The sequence below is a fragment of the Pseudomonas sp. COR18 genome (assembly GCF_048568395.1).
In the GTDB taxonomy this organism is placed as follows: domain Bacteria; phylum Pseudomonadota; class Gammaproteobacteria; order Pseudomonadales; family Pseudomonadaceae; genus Aquipseudomonas; species Aquipseudomonas fuscovaginae_B.
The window spans coordinates 6,508,393-6,524,659 of sequence record NZ_CP183808.1 but is presented as its reverse complement, the minus strand read 5'-3'; the positions used below and the strand labels follow the sequence as shown (position 1 = coordinate 6,524,659).

The 16,267-nt window shown below is 60.8% G+C and carries 16 protein-coding genes; 8 read left to right on the top strand and 8 right to left on the bottom strand.

Annotated elements, in window-relative coordinates:
- Positions 1 to 27 precede the first annotated feature (27 nt).
- Positions 28 to 516 carry a hypothetical protein gene (locus tag ACM62G_RS29285; RefSeq protein WP_419736246.1) on the bottom strand — a complete coding sequence of 163 codons (489 nt, stop codon included), beginning with the start codon at positions 514 to 516 and terminating at the stop codon, positions 28 to 30.
- A 754-nt stretch (positions 517 to 1,270) separates the two neighbouring features.
- On the opposite strand from ACM62G_RS29285, the gene ACM62G_RS29280 reads away from it, so the two are divergent.
- Together ACM62G_RS29280 and ACM62G_RS29275 are read left to right on the top strand one after the other, a co-directional pair.
- A complete protein-coding gene (locus ACM62G_RS29280; protein ID WP_419736245.1) occupies positions 1,271 to 2,140 on the top strand; it encodes a hypothetical protein in 870 nt (289 codons plus the stop codon).
- 191 nt (positions 2,141 to 2,331) lie between these two features.
- The gene (locus ACM62G_RS29275; RefSeq protein ID WP_419736244.1) at positions 2,332 to 2,577 is read left to right on the top strand and encodes a hypothetical protein; all 246 of its coding nucleotides are present in this window, start codon (positions 2,332 to 2,334) and stop codon (positions 2,575 to 2,577) included.
- On the opposite strand, the gene ACM62G_RS29270 is transcribed toward ACM62G_RS29275, so the two are convergent.
- Entirely contained in the window at positions 2,548 to 3,597 is a 1,050-nt protein-coding gene (locus tag ACM62G_RS29270; protein ID WP_419736243.1) for a DNA-binding protein, read from the bottom strand. The two genes, ACM62G_RS29275 and ACM62G_RS29270, sit on opposite strands and share 30 nt — an antisense overlap.
- Positions 3,598 to 3,775: 178 nt before the next feature.
- Here ACM62G_RS29270 and ACM62G_RS29265 point away from each other — a divergent pair, with 178 nt between their 5' ends.
- From ACM62G_RS29265 to ahpF, 3 genes are all read left to right on the top strand, one after another.
- Entirely contained in the window at positions 3,776 to 4,717 is a 942-nt protein-coding gene (locus ACM62G_RS29265) for a site-specific integrase (RefSeq protein WP_419736242.1), read from the top strand.
- Between the two features lie 135 nt (positions 4,718 to 4,852).
- A complete protein-coding gene (gene ahpC, locus ACM62G_RS29260) occupies positions 4,853 to 5,416 on the top strand; it encodes an alkyl hydroperoxide reductase subunit C (RefSeq protein ID WP_017907017.1) in 564 nt (187 codons plus the stop codon).
- 125 nt (positions 5,417 to 5,541) lie between these two features.
- Entirely contained in the window at positions 5,542 to 7,107 is a 1,566-nt protein-coding gene (gene ahpF, locus ACM62G_RS29255) for an alkyl hydroperoxide reductase subunit F (protein WP_419736241.1), read from the top strand.
- A 75-nt stretch (positions 7,108 to 7,182) separates the two neighbouring features.
- Here ahpF and gloA read toward each other — a convergent pair whose 3' ends face one another.
- From gloA to ACM62G_RS29235, 4 genes are all read right to left on the bottom strand, one after another.
- Complete coding sequence (gene gloA / locus ACM62G_RS29250; RefSeq protein ID WP_017907015.1) at positions 7,183 to 7,716, bottom strand: lactoylglutathione lyase; 534 nt, start codon at positions 7,714 to 7,716, stop codon at positions 7,183 to 7,185.
- A 612-nt stretch (positions 7,717 to 8,328) separates the two neighbouring features.
- The gene (locus ACM62G_RS29245; RefSeq protein ID WP_054057502.1) at positions 8,329 to 8,688 is read right to left on the bottom strand and encodes a histone-like nucleoid-structuring protein, MvaT/MvaU family; all 360 of its coding nucleotides are present in this window, start codon (positions 8,686 to 8,688) and stop codon (positions 8,329 to 8,331) included.
- A gap of 252 nt (positions 8,689 to 8,940) precedes the next feature.
- Complete coding sequence (locus tag ACM62G_RS29240) at positions 8,941 to 10,491, bottom strand: EAL domain-containing protein (RefSeq protein WP_273824060.1); 1,551 nt, start codon at positions 10,489 to 10,491, stop codon at positions 8,941 to 8,943.
- 79 nt (positions 10,492 to 10,570) lie between these two features.
- Positions 10,571 to 11,443: a LysR family transcriptional regulator gene (locus ACM62G_RS29235; protein ID WP_416773225.1), complete on the bottom strand. Its 873-nt coding sequence runs from the start codon at positions 11,441 to 11,443 to the stop codon at positions 10,571 to 10,573.
- 89 nt (positions 11,444 to 11,532) lie between these two features.
- Here ACM62G_RS29235 and ACM62G_RS29230 point away from each other — a divergent pair, with 89 nt between their 5' ends.
- The gene (locus tag ACM62G_RS29230) at positions 11,533 to 12,474 is read left to right on the top strand and encodes a DMT family transporter (RefSeq protein ID WP_419736240.1); all 942 of its coding nucleotides are present in this window, start codon (positions 11,533 to 11,535) and stop codon (positions 12,472 to 12,474) included.
- A 245-nt stretch (positions 12,475 to 12,719) separates the two neighbouring features.
- Complete coding sequence (gene hppD, locus ACM62G_RS29225) at positions 12,720 to 13,796, top strand: 4-hydroxyphenylpyruvate dioxygenase (protein WP_273824058.1); 1,077 nt, start codon at positions 12,720 to 12,722, stop codon at positions 13,794 to 13,796.
- A gap of 148 nt (positions 13,797 to 13,944) precedes the next feature.
- Here the strand turns inward: hppD and ACM62G_RS29220 are convergent, their stop codons facing one another.
- The gene (locus ACM62G_RS29220; RefSeq protein ID WP_419736239.1) at positions 13,945 to 14,586 is read right to left on the bottom strand and encodes a DUF1345 domain-containing protein; all 642 of its coding nucleotides are present in this window, start codon (positions 14,584 to 14,586) and stop codon (positions 13,945 to 13,947) included.
- Positions 14,587 to 14,608: 22 nt separating this feature from the next.
- On the bottom strand, positions 14,609 to 14,803 hold the full coding sequence (locus ACM62G_RS29215; protein ID WP_419736238.1) for a hypothetical protein: 195 nt from the start codon (positions 14,801 to 14,803) through the stop codon (positions 14,609 to 14,611).
- Positions 14,804 to 14,957: 154 nt separating this feature from the next.
- Between ACM62G_RS29215 and ACM62G_RS29210 the strand changes: the two genes are divergently transcribed.
- Positions 14,958 to 16,160, top strand: coding sequence for a substrate-binding domain-containing protein (locus ACM62G_RS29210; protein WP_419736237.1), 1,203 nt, complete (start codon positions 14,958 to 14,960; stop codon positions 16,158 to 16,160).
- The last annotated feature ends 107 nt before the right edge of the window (positions 16,161 to 16,267 follow it).

The following is a 16,267-nucleotide window of genomic DNA, read 5'->3' as shown; positions in this document are numbered from 1 at the left end:
TCGCTCAGGCCGAGGCGTAACGGTGGATCAACGTTGGCAAAGCGCAAGGATCTGTTCGAACGCGTCCCGAACGAACGGGAAGGCCACGCCGACGCTGATGATCCCCAAATGCCATTGGATGAGTCGATTCTTCGAGTCGAGGCGCCTGATGGCCGCCTCCAGCCGAACGTCTCTTTCGTCGATGACTTCCTCCGGTTCCTCTCCCTGTGCAAGAGGCTCATGGCCTTTCGCTCCGGCGTTGTCGGAAAGACCGTCAACGGTTTTTCCCCTGAACGAGCGTAGTTCGTTGAACCGGTCGTCGATGCTGAGATTCAGCGCGGCGATCTGCTCACTTTGTCGTTCAAGCAGCGTCCGCAACCCGCTGTTGTTGTCGCCGAGTGACGTCTGGACGCGCTTGAGGGTGCCGCGAAACTCGCTCCCTACATCCGCGATCGACTGCTTCAGCTGTTTCTCCGTGCCTTTGAGGTCGGCACCGAATGCCGCCAGAAGTTCGTGCAGCAAGGTCTTCATTTCCATGGTGTCTCCTTTTCTTTGCGAGCAACGGAGACACCACCTGACGGCTGGGGTCTCCGTCATGGGGGTGTGGTGTATTCGGTCGAGGAGGGCATCGACGACCGTTCGCGCTTCCGAATACTGGGCGAACTTCAGACGATCAATGCGCAATGCGCACTGTGGCCTGGAAGATCGCGACCACGTGGGACAGGTGCTGTCGACGACAGCGAACCAGCCTGGATGATTGCTCCGGCATGGCGGGTCGGGCTAGTCGGCGGTTTCCTGGCCTGCCATGAGAAAGGGCTGCCCGGTTTGTCCGTGTTCAGCGGGTGGCGGCGCCTTGGCGGGTTGTTTCTGCCAAGGCCATTGAGCCGGTTCCGACCCGTTCGGCGCTGGCCTCTTCATTCACCACCCCCGGTGCCCCGCAGAGGATTCGTTCCACATAGGTTTAGGGGCATCGGCAGGCTATTGTCCTGCCGCGTGGCCCGGCGGGGCTGGTGGCGACGGTGGGCCGTACCTGGTGCTGTTGATGCTGTATCGAGGCAGGCAGTGACTCGTCCGTTCGTCGCTACTGTCATTTCTGACAGTAGCGAACGGCCCCGAGAGGCCATGAAATAGGTCCAGTGGCAGATAGGCGATCAGCGAGGCTGACCGCGTAAGGCCCGTCTGCAAACTCCAGTCCTGGAGTATCGACCCCGGGGCCGGTGTTGTCCCTGTCTGGGTGTTCGAGGACATCATCGATTATCCGTTCTCGAAAACACGGCGTGGGTGCGTGGGTATGAAAGAGCAAAGGCGGTCTTTTGATCCTGCTGAACTCTCTCGGCGAATCAGGCTGCAAGTGCCGTATTTCGCCTTTCAGGCGCTTTGGCAGGAGGGGGAATCACTGATGGGGACGTTCACTTCCGAGCAGCCTCTTGTCCATGAGGTCGGCCCCATAACAGCCGGTGAGTTGGGGCGGCATATGGCTATTCTGGGTGGCTGTGCGGCTGTTGCATTGCAAAACGGGGCTGACGGCTATTATCTGGCAACCCGAGCGCATTTCATACGAAAGAGCACTAAGCAGGCTATGGCTCAAGAAGGTTTCCACGCCAGTGCCCAGGTCGTGAATCTCGATAAGCGCTCCCTGGAAGTTTCAGCGCGGGCATGGGGTCGCGAGCCGATAGCAGAGTTGGTCTGTGAATATGCCATTCTCTCGCCGGCATTGTTTCAGCGTAATTTCCGCAGCTACGCCAACGACATTCGGGGTGTTACTTCCCGTTCCCCTTATCAATGGCCGGTGCCCATCTATAGCCTGAAGTACCAGCATGAGCAGTTGGAGGCCTTGGCGGGACCTTTGTCTGCGCAGCAATGTGCCGGGCACTTTCCCGGTTTTCCGTGCTGGCCGGTAGCAATTATTTCGCAGACGGCGTTTCAGGTTACCGGCGAGTTGCTCAGGAAAAAATACGGTATGGGAACACGCTTCTGTGTACGGGATACGCAGTTGTCGGCAGAGAAGCTGATGGGGGCTGACAGTGTGTTGAAGTTCAGTGTGGAAATAACGCCAGATCCGGCAAATTCCTGTTGGGTCAGGAGCCGTGTGAGCGTTTATCACGGGGATGAACGGGTCGTGTATCTGCTCAGTCAGCTGGAGTTGGTGTTGGCGACGTAATCCTGCTGCTGCTCTTTCTGGTGTCGTTGATGCGGTACCGGCGGCAGCGATGAGGCAGGGTGCCATGTGCCGCTCGTCGCTACTGTCATTTCTGACAGTAGCCGGCGAGGTCGATACGCCATGAAATAGGCTGGGCGATCGACAGGCGATCGCGAAACCGGGGCGTTTCTGAATCCCTGGAGGAGGTCGTCATGGAGACTCACCTGATCCACTTTTCCGACGGCAAGCAGAAGAAAGCCCAGCGCATCTCCTTCGATCCGTTCATCAACGTAGGGGATGAACTGCGGTTCGAATCGACCCCGGGGGTCACCCATGTCGTCACCCGCAAGGTCCTGGTGGTGGCTTGCGACGGCAACAGTTTCAGGGTCGAGTACGACACCAACGAAGTTCTCGGCAGTATTGCCGGATCAGACCTTGCCCGGGGTCTGGACAACTGATTCGACAGCCTGTTTTTCAATCGTCCGGGTTGGAGCGGCCTTGGCTTCCCGTGCATTCTCCCGCTCCTTGCTCAGTTGCGCCTCGACCTCGCGCAGCCTGAGTTCCAGTTCCCTGTTCGTTGACCGCTGCGCTTCCAGGCCCTGCTTGAGCGACTCGTTTTCCTGCTGCGCCACCCTCAGGCGTTCCTGGAGGAGCGTGCGCTCGCCTTCCCGCGTCGAGATCAGGCTCTGCAACTGTTCCTCGCGCTTGCTGCCCTTGTGCAGTTGCTCTTCAAGCTGCCTGGCCTCTTTCGCAATGCCGCGACTTTCCGCCAGCAGCCGCTCGTTGTCGCGGTGCAACTGGGTGATTTCATCCTGGCGGACCAGGGCATTCTGCTGGGCCTGGCGCAATTCCATCTGCACCTGTTGCAACTGCCCCTCGTGGCGCCGCTGGTCCTGCTCGCGCTGTTCGCGGGCGGCGTTGCGGAAGTGTTCCAGGGCGTCGCGGGCGTGCTGGTGTTTGTCTTCCAGGGAGCGCACCTGGGCTTCCTTGTCCGCCAGGCGCAGTTCCTGGTCGCTGCAGGCCTGGCTCAGCCCGGCGTTGCGGGTCTGCTCGGTCTGCAGCATCGAGCGGGTGGTGTGCAACTGCTCGCTTTCCTGGGCCAGTGCTGCGGCCTGCACGTCGAAGTCCTGCTGCAACTGCTCGAACTGGCGGGTGAGGGCGCCCAACTGCTCCTGCCACTGGTTCTCCAGCAGGCGATGGCGGGCCTGTTCCAGCTCCAGCGGCTCGCGGGCCTGTTCCTGCAGGCGGCGGGCGAGGCGGGTGATCAGGTCGGTCAGTTCGTCATCCAGGTGCTCGCCCGCGGCCGCCTGGCGCTGGTCGCTTTCGTCCAGCTCCTTCAGATAGCGATGGATGGTGGTTTTCGAGCCGGTATTGCCCATTTCGATCCGTACCGCATCGATGCTGGGGTATTCGCCACGGGCGAGGATCGCCATACGGGCCGTTTGCACCACCGCCTTGTTCACGCCGCCGCGAGCCATGTTCTCTCCTACGATTTCGTACTGTGTTACGTAGCATGTAAATACATAGTATAAATCGAAAAAAATATAAAGCGATATTCCGAATTTTTCACATGGGATATAGTGGTATTACCCCGTGTGAGAAGCGCTTTTCGCTTCCAACCCGGTTTTTTCCGCACACCTGCCGGGATTTCTGCCCATGAGCGAGCTGGATCGCTACCTGCACGCCGCCACGCGGGACAACACCCGCCGCAGCTACCAGGCGGCCATCGAACATTTCGAAGTCATTTGGAGCGGCTTCCTGCCGGCCACCAGCGACAGCGTGGCGCGCTACCTGGCGGCCCATGCCGGCGTGCTGTCGATCAACACCCTCAAACTGCGCTTGTCGGCCCTGGCCCAGTGGCACAACAGCCAGGGTTTTGCCGACCCGACCAAGGCACCGGTGGTGCGCCAGGTGTTCAAGGGCATCCGCGCGTTGCATCCGGTGCAGGAGAAGCAGGCCCAGCCGCTGCAGTTGCAGCACCTGGAACAGGTGGTTGTCTCGCTGGAGCAGGAGGTGCAGGCGGCCCTGGCACAGGAGGATCGGCCGCGACTGCTGCGGGCGCGGCGCGACCTGGCGCTGATCCTGCTGGGGTTCTGGCGCGGTTTTCGTAGCGATGAGTTGTGCCGGCTGGAGGTTGAGCATGTGGTGGCCCAGGCCGGCGCCGGCATCACGCTCTATCTGCCGCGCAGCAAGAGTGATCGCGACAACCTCGGACGTACCTATCAAACGCCGGCGTTGCAAAGGCTTTGCCCGGTGCAGGCCTATATCGAATGGATCAACTGTGCGGTACTGGTCCGTGGGCCGGTGTTTCGCGGCATCGACCGCTGGGGCAACCTGGGCGAGGCGGGGCTGCACGCCAACAGCATCATCCCGCTGTTGCGCCAGGCCTTGGCGCGCGCCGGGATTGCCGCCGAGCACTACACCAGCCACTCGCTGCGCCGGGGTTTTGCCACCTGGGCCCATCGCAGCGGCTGGGATCTGAAGTCACTGATGAGTTATGTCGGCTGGAAGGACCTGAAATCCGCCATGCGTTATGTCGAGGCCAGCCCGTTCGAGGGCATGAGCCTGGCCGTCGAGAAGTCGGTGAGGCCGGGCTGATAAAATTTCTTCTATTAATACGTAGGGCTTATAGCGAAAACCAATCGCGAGCATCAGCTTTGCCAATGAGCCAGATCGGAAAAGAATGGCTAGGATTCTCCCATCAAGTTCACAACCACTGACGGAGAGTCAACGATGCCTATCATCAACAGCCAAGTTAAGCCCTTCAAAGCAACCGCCTTCAAAAACGGTGAATTCGTCGAAGTGTCGGACGCTGACCTGAAAGGCAAGTGGTCTGTCGTGTTCTTCTACCCAGCCGACTTCACCTTCGTCTGCCCGACCGAACTGGAAGACCTGGCTGACAACTACGCCGAATTCCAGAAGCTGGGCGTCGAGATCTACAGCGTTTCGACCGACACCCACTTCGCCCACGCTGCCTGGCACAACACTTCGCCAGCCATCGGCAAGATCAAGTACACCATGATCGGCGACCCGACCCTGGCCATCTCCCGCAACTTCGACGTGCTGATCGAAGAGGCCGGCCTGGCTGACCGCGGTACCTTCGTGATCAACCCTGAAGGCCAGATCAAGATCGTTGAAATCAACGATGGCGGCGTAGGCCGTGACGCTTCCGAGCTGCTGCGCAAGATCAAGGCTGCCCAGTACGTCGCTGCCCACCCAGGCGAAGTCTGCCCAGCCAAGTGGAAAGAAGGCGAGGCCACCCTGGCGCCTTCCCTGGACCTGGTCGGCAAGATCTAAGTCCATGCTCCAGTCGAGGGCGGTCATCCGCACTTCATAAGTCAGCCGCACCGCCCCATGACGCCCGGGTGGTATCCACCTGGGCGTTGTTATTTCTACCGTATTGAAAAAGGGAAATCGCCCGCATGTTGGACGCCAATCTTAAAGCCCAGTTGAAGTCGTACCTGGAACGGGTTACGCAACCGATCGAGATCGTCGCCTCCCTCGATGACGGCGCGAAATCTCAGGAAATGCTCGCGCTGCTCAAAGACGTCGCCAGCCTTTCGACTCATATCACCCTGCTGGAAAACGGCAGCGATGCGCGCAAGCCATCGTTCTCGCTGAACCGCCCCGGTGGCGATATCAGCCTGCGTTTTGCCGGCCTGCCCATGGGGCATGAATTCACTTCGCTGGTGCTGGCCCTGCTGCAGGTCGGCGGCCACCCATCGAAGGCCAGTGTCGAAGTGATCGAACAGATCCGCTCGCTCGAGGGCGAGTACAACTTCGAGACCTATTTCTCGCTGTCCTGCCAGAACTGCCCGGACGTGGTCCAGGCGCTGAACCTGATGGCGGTGCTGAACCCGAACATCCGTCACGTCGCCATCGACGGTGCGCTGTTCCAGGATGAAGTCAACGATCGCAAGGTCATGGCCGTACCGAGCATCTACCTCAACGGCGAGAACTTCGGCCAGGGCCGCATGGGCCTGGAAGAGATTCTTGGCAAGCTCGACACCGGTGCCGCCTCGAAGCAGGCGGAAAAACTCAACGCCAAGGAGGCCTTCGAGGTCCTCGTGGTCGGGGGTGGCCCAGCCGGTGCCTCGGCGGCAATCTACGCTGCGCGTAAAGGCATCCGCACCGGTGTTGCGGCCGAGCGTTTCGGTGGCCAGGTGCTGGACACCATGGCGATCGAGAACTTCATCTCGGTCCAGGAAACCGAAGGGCCGAAGCTGGCCCGGGCCCTGGAAGAGCACGTACGCCAGTATGACGTCGATATCATGAACCTGCAGCGTGCCAGTGCGCTGATTCCGGCGAAGCATGCCGGCGACCTGCACGAAGTACGCTTCGAGAGCGGTGCCAGCCTCAAGGCCAAGACCGTGATCCTTGCCACCGGCGCCCGCTGGCGCGAAATGGGTGTGCCGGGCGAGCAGGAATACAAGGCCAAGGGCGTGTGCTTCTGCCCGCATTGCGATGGCCCGCTGTTCAAGGGCAAGCGCGTCGCGGTGATCGGCGGGGGCAACTCCGGTGTCGAGGCGGCCATCGACCTGGCCGGTATCGTCAGCCACGTGACCCTGCTGGAGTTCGACGGCAAGCTGCGCGCCGACGCCGTACTGCAACGCAAGCTGCACAGTCTGCCGAACGTCAAGGTGATCACCAGTGCGCTGACCAGTGAAGTGAAGGGCGACGGCCAGAAGGTCACCGGTCTGGTCTACAAGGACCGTGATTCGGGTGAGTTCCACACCGTCGATCTGGAAGGGATCTTCGTGCAGATCGGCCTGCTGCCGAACACCGACTGGCTCAAGGGCACCATCGAGCTGTCGCCACGGGGCGAGATCATCGTCGATGCGCGGGGCGAAACTTCGCTGCCGGGGATTTTCGCGGCCGGTGACGTGACCACGGTGCCGTACAAGCAGATCGTGATCGCGGTGGGCGAGGGGGCCAAGGCTTCGCTCAGTGCCTTTGATCACCTGATTCGGACTTCGGCTCCGGCCTGATCGCCCTCCAACAGGGTGATGGTGTAAAAAAGCCCCATGGATCCTTGGTCCATGGGGCTTTTGCGTGGCAGCGCCTTATTCGGCGTCTGTCAGCGGTGCTGGCTGGATGATTTCAACCCAGTAGGCATCCGGGTCCTTGACGAAGGCCAGGTGTTTCATGCGGCCGTCGCTCAGGCGTTTCTGGAATTCGACGCCCAGGGCTTCGAAGCGCTCGCAGGCGGCACGGATGTCCGGTACCGAGACGCAGATGTGGCCGAAGCCGCGCGGGTCGGTGTTGCCGTTGTGGTAGGCAAAGTCCGGGTCGTTTTCGGTGCCGTGGTTGTGGGTCAGTTCCAGGATGCCGGGAATCGACTTCATCCATTGTGTACGCTCGGCCGCATCGGCCGGGATCTGTGCCTTGTCGACCAGGGCCAGGAAGTACAGGCTGAATTCGGCTTCGGGGAAATCACGCTTCTCCACCAGGGAGAAACCCAGTACCCGGGTGTAGAAATCCAGGGATTTGGTGATGTCCTTGACGCGCAGCATGGTGTGGTTGAACACGAAGCCCTGGGTGGCGCTGTCGGGTTGGGCGGTTACGCCAGGGAAGGTGTTCAGGTCGTGCAGGCTCATAAGCCCTCCGCGAAGGTGATGGAACGGCGGTCGCTCATTGGACCTTGTGGGAAAGGGATGATACGGAAAGCGGACTCAAGCTCCAAATCCGCTCGACCCGCATTCTGGAGCGCTGTTCAAGGCAAAAGGTAATAGCCGGCTACTTCACTGGCTTGGGGCGTTATATGCAGAGGCGACGGGTAAATATCGAAGGCATAAAGAAGCCCGCCGAAGCGGGCATTGGGGCGCTAGTCCTTTAGCAGCCTTCATCCTGTAAGAGTTGATGTGAAAAAAATGTGAAAGATGCAAGGCGGCGTTTTTTATCCGACCGACGCAAAGAGGTACGACTGTTCACTCAGGAGTGTGGGGGATTTTTTACAAGCGGATCAGGTTTGATGGCAGTAGTCCATAGCCTACTGGCAAACTGTCATTAACCGATCCGGATGAAAGTTTCGAACGGGTTGAACTCTTTTGAACTATGCCTGTCGGGCGCTGAAATATCTGGCGCCTGCTTGCGCCGCCAGTAGGCTGGCGATTGCAGTGGCATACAACTGTCACACTCGGCGGGCAAGGTTATATCCATGAAAAAACCCTGCATGTGCAGGGTTTGTTCTTTATCGACCGACCGGGCAGTTAGCTGCGAACCCAGGAATCGACAGTCGCGGCACCGTACTGTTCTTTCCAGGCCTTGAGACCACGGTGATTGCCGCCCTTGGTTTCGATCAGTTCGCCGGTGTGCGGGTTCTGATAGACCTTGACCACGCGGGCACGGCGCTGTTTCGGTGCCTGGGCGGCCTTGCCGAAGCTGGCGTGCGGGTCGAGGATGGCGATGATGTCCCGCAGGCTTTTGCCGTAGTTCGTCATCAGGTCATTAAGCTTCTTCTCGAACTCGATTTCCTTCTTGAGCCCGGCATCGTTCTTCAATGCTTCCAGCTGGGCGAGTTGTTCTTGAAGGGCTTTTTCTGCGGCACGGAACTCAGCGAGTTTGGACAAGGTTTTTACTCCAGTGGTCTATTGGGTTGCGGGCAACCTGTAACGAGAGAGACAAGCCGGCGCTTGCAGTCGATCCGATAAGGCGTTGTCGGTAACGCCCGGAATGCCGCGGATCATTATTGATAAGCCAGAGGCTTTCCCGTCGATTTACTGCAGGCAGGAAAAGTGTAGTAGTTATTTGTCCAAGAGTAAATCATATGTCCGGGGCGGCAGATGTTACCGGGATTGAACCGTTATCTTCGCCGCCGGACACTATTCACGATATTCACTGGCCTGGCATTTCAGGCTATTGAGGAAGTCTGCCGCCGGCAACGGCTTTCCAAACAGATAACCCTGCAGGAAATCCACGCCGCGGGCGGCCAGATAATCGCGTTGCTCGGTTGTTTCCACCCCTTCGGCGACGATGCCCAGTTCCAGTTTGACGCTCAGTTCGATAATGCTGTCGAGGATATGCCGCGACAACACATCGGCACCGATCATGGCGACGAAACTCTGGTCGATCTTCAAATAGTCGACGTTGAACTTGCGCAAGTAACTCAGGCTGGAATGGCCGGTGCCGAAATCATCGATGGCAACCATCACGCCCAGGTCGTGCAATTGTTCGAACAGTTGGTGGGTGACCTCGCCGGGTTCGATCAGCTCGCGTTCGGTCAGCTCCAGCACCAGCCGGATCTGGCCCGGAGCGAAGGCCGCCAGGAAATCCCGGCAATCCTGCACCAGTCGCAGGTCGTGGCAGTGCTGGGCGGTGATATTCACACCGACATGAAACCCCGGCTCCAACGACGCCGAATGGGGCGCGAGGAGGGCGGCGGTCTGCTGCAGCAGCGAGCGGGTCATTGGTACGATCAGCCCGCAGTGCTCGGCGAAGGGAATGAACAGGTCGGGGCGCACCAGGCCTTCGCGGGGGTGGTTCCAGCGCATCAGCACCTCGAGACCGGACCATTGCAGCGTGCCGCTGCGCACCACCGGCTGGAAATACGGGATGAACTCCCTGGCCTCGAGTGCCCGCCGCAGTTCGTTGCTCGGCGCGCCCGAGCGCTTCTGCAGCCAGCGGGTGGTGATGCCCGCCAGCAGGCCGAGGATCAGCAGCAGCGCCAGCAGTTCCCGATACTCCCGGACGAGGTAGCGCCAGGTCTCGCCCTCGGCAAAGCCCGCACTGACGCTGAACGGGAAGCGGGTGGAGCGCAGTGTGGTACGGGCCACGGCGAATGCCGGGGCCTTGCCATCCATGATCTGGCCCAGGCCGGAGGTCCAGGCGTTGCCGACCTGCAACACCAGGCCGGTCTCGCGCCCCATCAGGTGCAGCAGGTTGCTCAGGTGATAGCCGTCGATACTGACGATCGCCGCACCGTTGCCCTGCGCCAGCCGATAGGCCAGCAGCGATGAGCCGGGCGTCACCGTGTTGCCCTTCATCAGCCAGAGACTGCCGGCAACATAGTTGGCCGGATCGATGACTTCCTGGTAGGGGCCGAACAACGATGTGCAATACAGGTTGTTGTCCCAGGCCAGGTTGGCGGCGCGCACGAACGGGCGGCGGGTGACCTGCTCGCGCAGGGCCAGTTCCACCTGGGCGCAGGGGCGCCCGGCCAGTGGCACGATGGCGTGGGCGGCCCGCTCGGCGTTGTCGAGCATCAGCTCGAACTGCTTCAGGGCATCCTGGGCGGTTTCCCGGGTATTGGCGTTCAGCGCCCGGTCGGCCTGCCAGTGCAGGATGGCGATACCCGAAACGACGGGCAGCAGGCCGATCAGCAGATTCAGCCCGTAGCGGGCAGGCCAGGGGCGGCCTTTGACAGTCAGTGGCATGGGAAGACCTGTTTGGGCAGGGGAAGCGGTGGGTGGCACGGCTCCTGGCAGGATAGTCGGGGCTGATGCATTCGCACGTTCAACGATGATTGCCGCGTGTGGCCAGGTCGAGGAACGCCTCGGTCGCGGGGGAAACCGCGCGGCGGTCGAGTACGGCCAGGCCGATCTGTCGCGTGACCGGCGGTGACAGGGGGCGGCTGACATAACCCGGGGCAGGGTGGTCGGGCAGCGACTGCTCGGCAATCACCGTCAGCCCTTCGCCACGGGCCACCGCCGCGAGGATGCTGAGCAACTGGGTGGTGCGGTAACGCACATCGGGCACCAGGCGCTGGGCGGCGAACAGCCTGGAAACCAGTTCGCCGGAGCCGGCACCGGTGAGGATGAACGGCTCCTGGCAGAGCTCCCGGAGTTCGACCGCCGCCTTGTGGCTCAAGGCGTGGCCGACCGGAAGCACGGCGATCATCTGGTCCTGCACCAGGGGGATGGTGTCGAAGCGTTCTTCGGGCAGCACCACGAAACCGATGTCGATGCGCCGTTCTTCCAGCCATTGCACGACCTGGCGGTCCGGCCCTTCATCGACATGCACCTGGATACCGGGATGCTCGCGCCGGTAGCGTTCCAGCAGCGCCGGCAACAGTTTGCTGGAAGCGGTCGGACCGAAGGAGCCGATCCGCAGGGTCCCGCTTTTCATGCCCCTGGCGTCGGCGGCCTCCTGCTTCAGGGTCTCGGCCAGCCCGAGCATGGCCCGGGTTCGCTGCAGTAACTGCGCACCGATATCGGTCAGTTCCACCCGGTGCTGATGACGGCGCAACAGCTCGACCCCCAGCTCCTGTTCCAGACCCTTGAGGGCATGGGACACCGCCGACTGGCTGATCCCCAGGCGATGCGCGGCGCTGGTGAAACCCTGCAGTTCGGCCACCAGGGAAAACACTTCCAGTTGGGTCAGTGTCATGAGTTTTTACTCATTTTACGATGATTGGGAATAAGAAAAATAATGCGCGCAGATTAGCAACCCATCGGGCCGCGTGCCCAGGAGAAATCATGCACACCCAGGCCGGCACCTTCAGCCACAGCGACGAACCGTGGGTCTATCTCAAGCTTGCCGGGGTTTCGATGATCTGGGGCGGCACCTTTGTCGCCGGGCGTTTCCTGAGCGCCGACATCGCCCCGTGGTTGCTGGCCAGCCTGCGGTTCCTGCTGGCCAGCCTGATCCTGCTGGGTTTTATCCTGCTGGCGCGGATCCCGCTGGTGCTGCCTGACCGGAAACAGTTCGCCCAACTGCTGGTGCTCGGCTTCTTCGGCATCTTCTTCTACAACCTGTGCTTCTTTTATGGCCTGCACTACATCGACGCCTCGCGGGCCTCGCTGATCGTGGTGCTCAACCCGGCGGTGTTCGGGCTGGCCTCCTGGCTGTTCTTCAAGGAGCGCCTCGGTGCCGTGAAGGTCCTCGGTATCCTGGTGTGCATGGGCGGCGCTGGGCTGGTGATCGTCAGTGGCAACCATTCGCTGTTCGCGGGGGCGAGCCAGGCCTGGATCGGTGACCTGCTGATCTTTGGCTGCGTGCTGTCGTGGGCGATCTACTCGCTGTTTTCCCGCAACCTGACCCGCGCGCTGGGGCCCTTGGCCACCGTGGCCTATTCCATCTGGCTCGGCACGGCGATGCTGTGGCTGGCGACCTGGCTGCGCGGGGAGGCGAGTGTCGAGGTGATCCGCGCCCTGACACCGCAGCAGTTGCTGAGCCTGGTCTATCTCGGCGGCCTGGGTTCGGCGCTGGCCTACATCTGGTACTACGATGGCATCCAGCGCATGGGCGCGACCCGCGCCGGAGTATTCATCGGCCTCAACCCACTGACCGCGGTGATCTGCGGTGCGCTGTTGCTGGGCGAGCAACTGACGCTGATCATGTGCCTGGGCGGTGTGCTGATCCTGGTCGGCATCTACCTCTGCAACCGGCTGGCATCGCCGTTGCCCAACCGGAAATGAAAAGTGATACGGACAAAACGTTTTACGCCATGTAGAATCTGCTTACGCATATAAGAATAATGTCTTCTGGCGACAGAAGCCTCGCCCTGAGAGACTGGGTTGCAATGAAGATACTCGGGTTCAAACTGATCTACGGCGACTTCCTTGCCCGCAGCGTGCGGGGGATTTCCTGCGCGCCACCCTCCAGCGTCCGCATCGACAGCAACTAACCGACCGTTACTTGATTGATATGATGAGGCGCCACCATGGCAGATATCTTTGAAAACCCGATGGGCCTGATGGGCTTTGAGTTCATCGAATTCGCATCGCCGACCCCGAACACCCTGGAGCCGATCTTCGAGATCATGGGCTTTACCAAGGTCGCGACCCACCGCTCGAAGAACGTGCACCTGTATCGCCAGGGCGCGATCAACCTGATCCTCAACAACGAGCCCCACAGCGAAGCCTCGTACTTCGCCGCCGAGCACGGCCCGTCCGTCTGTGGCATGGCCTTCCGTGTGAAGAACGCGCAGAAGGCCTATTCCCGTGCCCTGGAGCTGGGTGCCCAGCCGATCCACATCGCCACCGGCCCGATGGAACTGAACCTGCCGGCGATCAAGGGCATCGGCGGCGCGCCGCTGTACCTGATCGACCGTTTCGGCGAGGGCAGCTCGATCTATGATATCGACTTCGTCTACCTCGAAGGCGTCGATCGCAACCCGAAAGGGGCGGGCCTGAAGATCATCGACCACCTCACCCACAACGTCTATCGTGGGCGCATGGCCTACTGGGCGAACTTCTACGAGAAGCTGTTCAACTTCCGCGAGATCCGCTACTTCGACATCAAGGGGGAGTACACCGGCCTGACCTCCAAGGCGATGACCGCGCCGGACGGCATGATCCGTATCCCGCTCAACGAGGAGTCGTCCAAGGGCTCGGGGCAGATCGAAGAGTTCCTGATGCAGTTCAACGGCGAAGGCATCCAGCACGTGGCCTTCCTCACCGACGACCTGGTCAAGACCTGGGATGCGCTGAAGAAGATCGGCATGCGCTTCATGACCGCGCCGCCGGACACCTACTACGAGATGCTCGAAGGCCGCCTGCCGAACCACGGCGAGCCGGTCCAGGAACTGCAATCGCGCGGCATCCTGCTGGACGGCGCTTCGCAGGAGGGTGACAAGCGTCTGCTGCTGCAGATCTTCTCGGAAACTCTCATGGGCCCGGTGTTCTTCGAGTTCATCCAGCGCAAGGGCGATGATGGTTTCGGCGAGGGCAACTTCAAGGCGCTGTTCGAATCCATCGAGCGTGACCAGATTCGCCGTGGTGTGCTGACCACCGAGTAATCCTGCCATTTGCTCCTGCCGGACATATCCGGTTCTTCCGGATGTTTCCGGCCCTGTAGGAGCAGGGCTTGCCCGCGAAGCTTTTAGCGCCCTCAAGGCCGTCTTCGCTGGCAAGCCAAGCTCCTACAGTCTGGTGTAAGCCAGCCTTTCAGCCAAACAAGCCCGCCGCGATATTGATCGAAAAGCCCAGTATCGCCGTATTGAACAGAAACCCGATCAACGATTGCGCCAGTACCACCCTGCGCATCGCTCGGGTCGCCACACCGACATCCGACGTCTGCACCGCCACGCCAATGGTGAAAGAGAAGTACAGGAAGTCCCAGTAATCCGGATACTTTTCACCATCGGCAAAACGCAACGGCGGCTCATCCTCATCTGACAGATAGAATTGCCGCGCATAGTGCACACTGAAGATCACTCCGATCAGCAGCCATGAACCCAGCACCGTCAACCCGGTAAAGGCGTAGTGCCAGGCCCGGGCATGCGCCTCCAGATCCTTGCCGCCGGCCAGCTCCAAAGTGATCGCCGCCAGGCTGGCAATCGCCGCGATCGACACGATCAGCAACACCGTCCCGGCATTCTCGTCCTCGCGTTCGACGAACCGCTGCACATCCTCCGGCCGGGACCGCACGGTCAGCCACAGCATCATGGCCAGGTAGGACCAGACGGCACTGTTCCAGCCAACAAGGACCTTGGTCAGTACCGGGCTGAGCGGCACCAGTACGCCAGCGGCCAGGCCGAGCAGGGTGGCGATGGTCAGGCGGGGATGGGTTCGGGCAAGGTGGGGCATGAAGGGGAGCCTGCAGTTTTTTTCAGATTTCCTGCACCTTAGCAGGAACTGCCACTTCAGAACTCGGGTTCCCTGTTCTGTCATATCCGCAAAAGGGTGTCGCGGTTCCCGTCGCCTGTAGCGCAGGGCTCTTTGCCACTCCCGAAAAAACACCATGAACTTGCAGTAAAAATAGCGAAATCACCCGATAAATAATTTGAAAATCAATCGCATCCACCCGAGGTTTTTTCCTTTATCTGTCACCGGAAGTTGAGAACTTCTGCGTCATGGCCTCAGCCCACAAGTCGTCTGGAACGAAGGCGACGCATCGAGCGCCATGGCGTCACGAACGAGCAACCTCAACGTACGAACACGACGAAAGGAGATTCTTCATGTTTAAGCGCAACGCTCTGGCAGTTTCCCTGGCTCTCGCCGCCCTGTGCACCGCACAGGCTGCAATGGCTGACCTCAACGGCGGCGGTGCCACCCTGCCACAACCGCTGTACCAGACTTCCGGCGTACTGACTGCCGGTTTTGCTCCCTACATCGGCGTAGGCAGCGGTGCAGGTAAAGCAGCTTTCCTGAACAACGACTACACCAAGTTCGTGGCCGGTACCACTGGCAAGAACGTACACTGGGCCGGTAGCGACTCGAAACTGACCCAGGCTGAACTGGATGGCTACGTCTCCGCTCACGGTGCCGCCTGGGGCCCGCTGATCCAGGTGCCATCGGTTGCCACTTCGGTTGCCGTGCCTTTCAACCTGGCTGGCGGCAATAGCGTAAACCTGACCGTTGACCAACTCTGCGGCGTGTTCTCCGGCCGTATCTCCAACTGGAACACCATCGTTCCAGGCGTCAACAAGAACATCCAGATCGTTTACCGCAAAGCCAGCAGCGGTACCACCGAGCTGTTCACCCGCTTCCTGAACGCCAAGTGCTCGGCTGCAACTGAAGGCGGCACCTTCGCTGTCACCACCACCTTCGGCACCAGCTTCTCGGGTGGTCTGCCAGCCGGTGCCATCAGCGCCGACCAGGCTTCGCCCGCTCAACCCGATACCAGCGCCGGTGTGATGGCGGCTGTCAACGCTGTAGAAGGCCGTGTGACCTACATGAGCCCCGACTTCGCCGCGACCACCCTGGCCGGTCTGGACGACGCCACCAAAGTGGCCAAGATCAACGGCCTGTCGCCAGCCCCTGCCAACGTTTCGGCCGCCATCGCTGCCGTACCGGTTCCAGCTGCCGCCAACCGTGCCAACCCCAACGCCTGGGTACCTGTTTTCGCTGCTACTGCCAGCTCGACCGACCCAAGCGTCGTAGCCTACCCATCTTCGGGTTACCCGATCCTGGGCTTCACCAACCTGGTGTTCAGCCAGTGCTACGCCGATGCGACCCAGACCTCTCAGGTTCGTGACTTCTTCACCCGTCACTACGGTGCCAACGCTGCCAGCAACAACGACGCCGCCATCACCGCCAACCGCTTCGTGCCGCTGCCGGCTGCCTGGAAAGTGGCTGTTCGCAGCAGCTTCCTGACCGCGACCAGCGCCCAGTACATCGGCAACACCAGCGTCTGCAACACCATCGGTCGTCCGCTGTAACCCTGGCTTCAACGACTGGCAATACCCGATCAGCAACGGTCCTGCCGTTGCTGATTTCTTGCGTCTGGGAGCACGGTTCCCGGCAGATGAATTTTCCATGACAGAAG

What these genes read in the sequence shown, in the direction of transcription:
- ACM62G_RS29285 (WP_419736246.1), bottom strand. Translation starts at nt 516, where the DNA reads ATGGAAATGAAGACCTTGCTGCACGAACTTCTGGCGGCATTCGGTGCC.
- ACM62G_RS29280 (WP_419736245.1), top strand. Translation starts at nt 1,271, where the DNA reads ATGAAAGAGCAAAGGCGGTCTTTTGATCCTGCTGAACTCTCTCGGCGA.
- ACM62G_RS29275 (WP_419736244.1), top strand. Translation starts at nt 2,332, where the DNA reads ATGGAGACTCACCTGATCCACTTTTCCGACGGCAAGCAGAAGAAAGCC.
- ACM62G_RS29270 (WP_419736243.1), bottom strand. Translation starts at nt 3,597, where the DNA reads ATGGCTCGCGGCGGCGTGAACAAGGCGGTGGTGCAAACGGCCCGTATG.
- ACM62G_RS29265 (WP_419736242.1), top strand. Translation starts at nt 3,776, where the DNA reads ATGAGCGAGCTGGATCGCTACCTGCACGCCGCCACGCGGGACAACACC.
- ahpC (WP_017907017.1), top strand. Translation starts at nt 4,853, where the DNA reads ATGCCTATCATCAACAGCCAAGTTAAGCCCTTCAAAGCAACCGCCTTC.
- ahpF (WP_419736241.1), top strand. Translation starts at nt 5,542, where the DNA reads ATGTTGGACGCCAATCTTAAAGCCCAGTTGAAGTCGTACCTGGAACGG.
- gloA (WP_017907015.1), bottom strand. Translation starts at nt 7,716, where the DNA reads ATGAGCCTGCACGACCTGAACACCTTCCCTGGCGTAACCGCCCAACCC.
- ACM62G_RS29240 (WP_273824060.1), bottom strand. Translation starts at nt 10,491, where the DNA reads ATGCCACTGACTGTCAAAGGCCGCCCCTGGCCTGCCCGCTACGGGCTG.
- ACM62G_RS29235 (WP_416773225.1), bottom strand. Translation starts at nt 11,443, where the DNA reads ATGACACTGACCCAACTGGAAGTGTTTTCCCTGGTGGCCGAACTGCAG.
- ACM62G_RS29230 (WP_419736240.1), top strand. Translation starts at nt 11,533, where the DNA reads ATGCACACCCAGGCCGGCACCTTCAGCCACAGCGACGAACCGTGGGTC.
- hppD (WP_273824058.1), top strand. Translation starts at nt 12,720, where the DNA reads ATGGCAGATATCTTTGAAAACCCGATGGGCCTGATGGGCTTTGAGTTC.
- ACM62G_RS29220 (WP_419736239.1), bottom strand. Translation starts at nt 14,586, where the DNA reads ATGCCCCACCTTGCCCGAACCCATCCCCGCCTGACCATCGCCACCCTG.
- ACM62G_RS29210 (WP_419736237.1), top strand. Translation starts at nt 14,958, where the DNA reads ATGTTTAAGCGCAACGCTCTGGCAGTTTCCCTGGCTCTCGCCGCCCTG.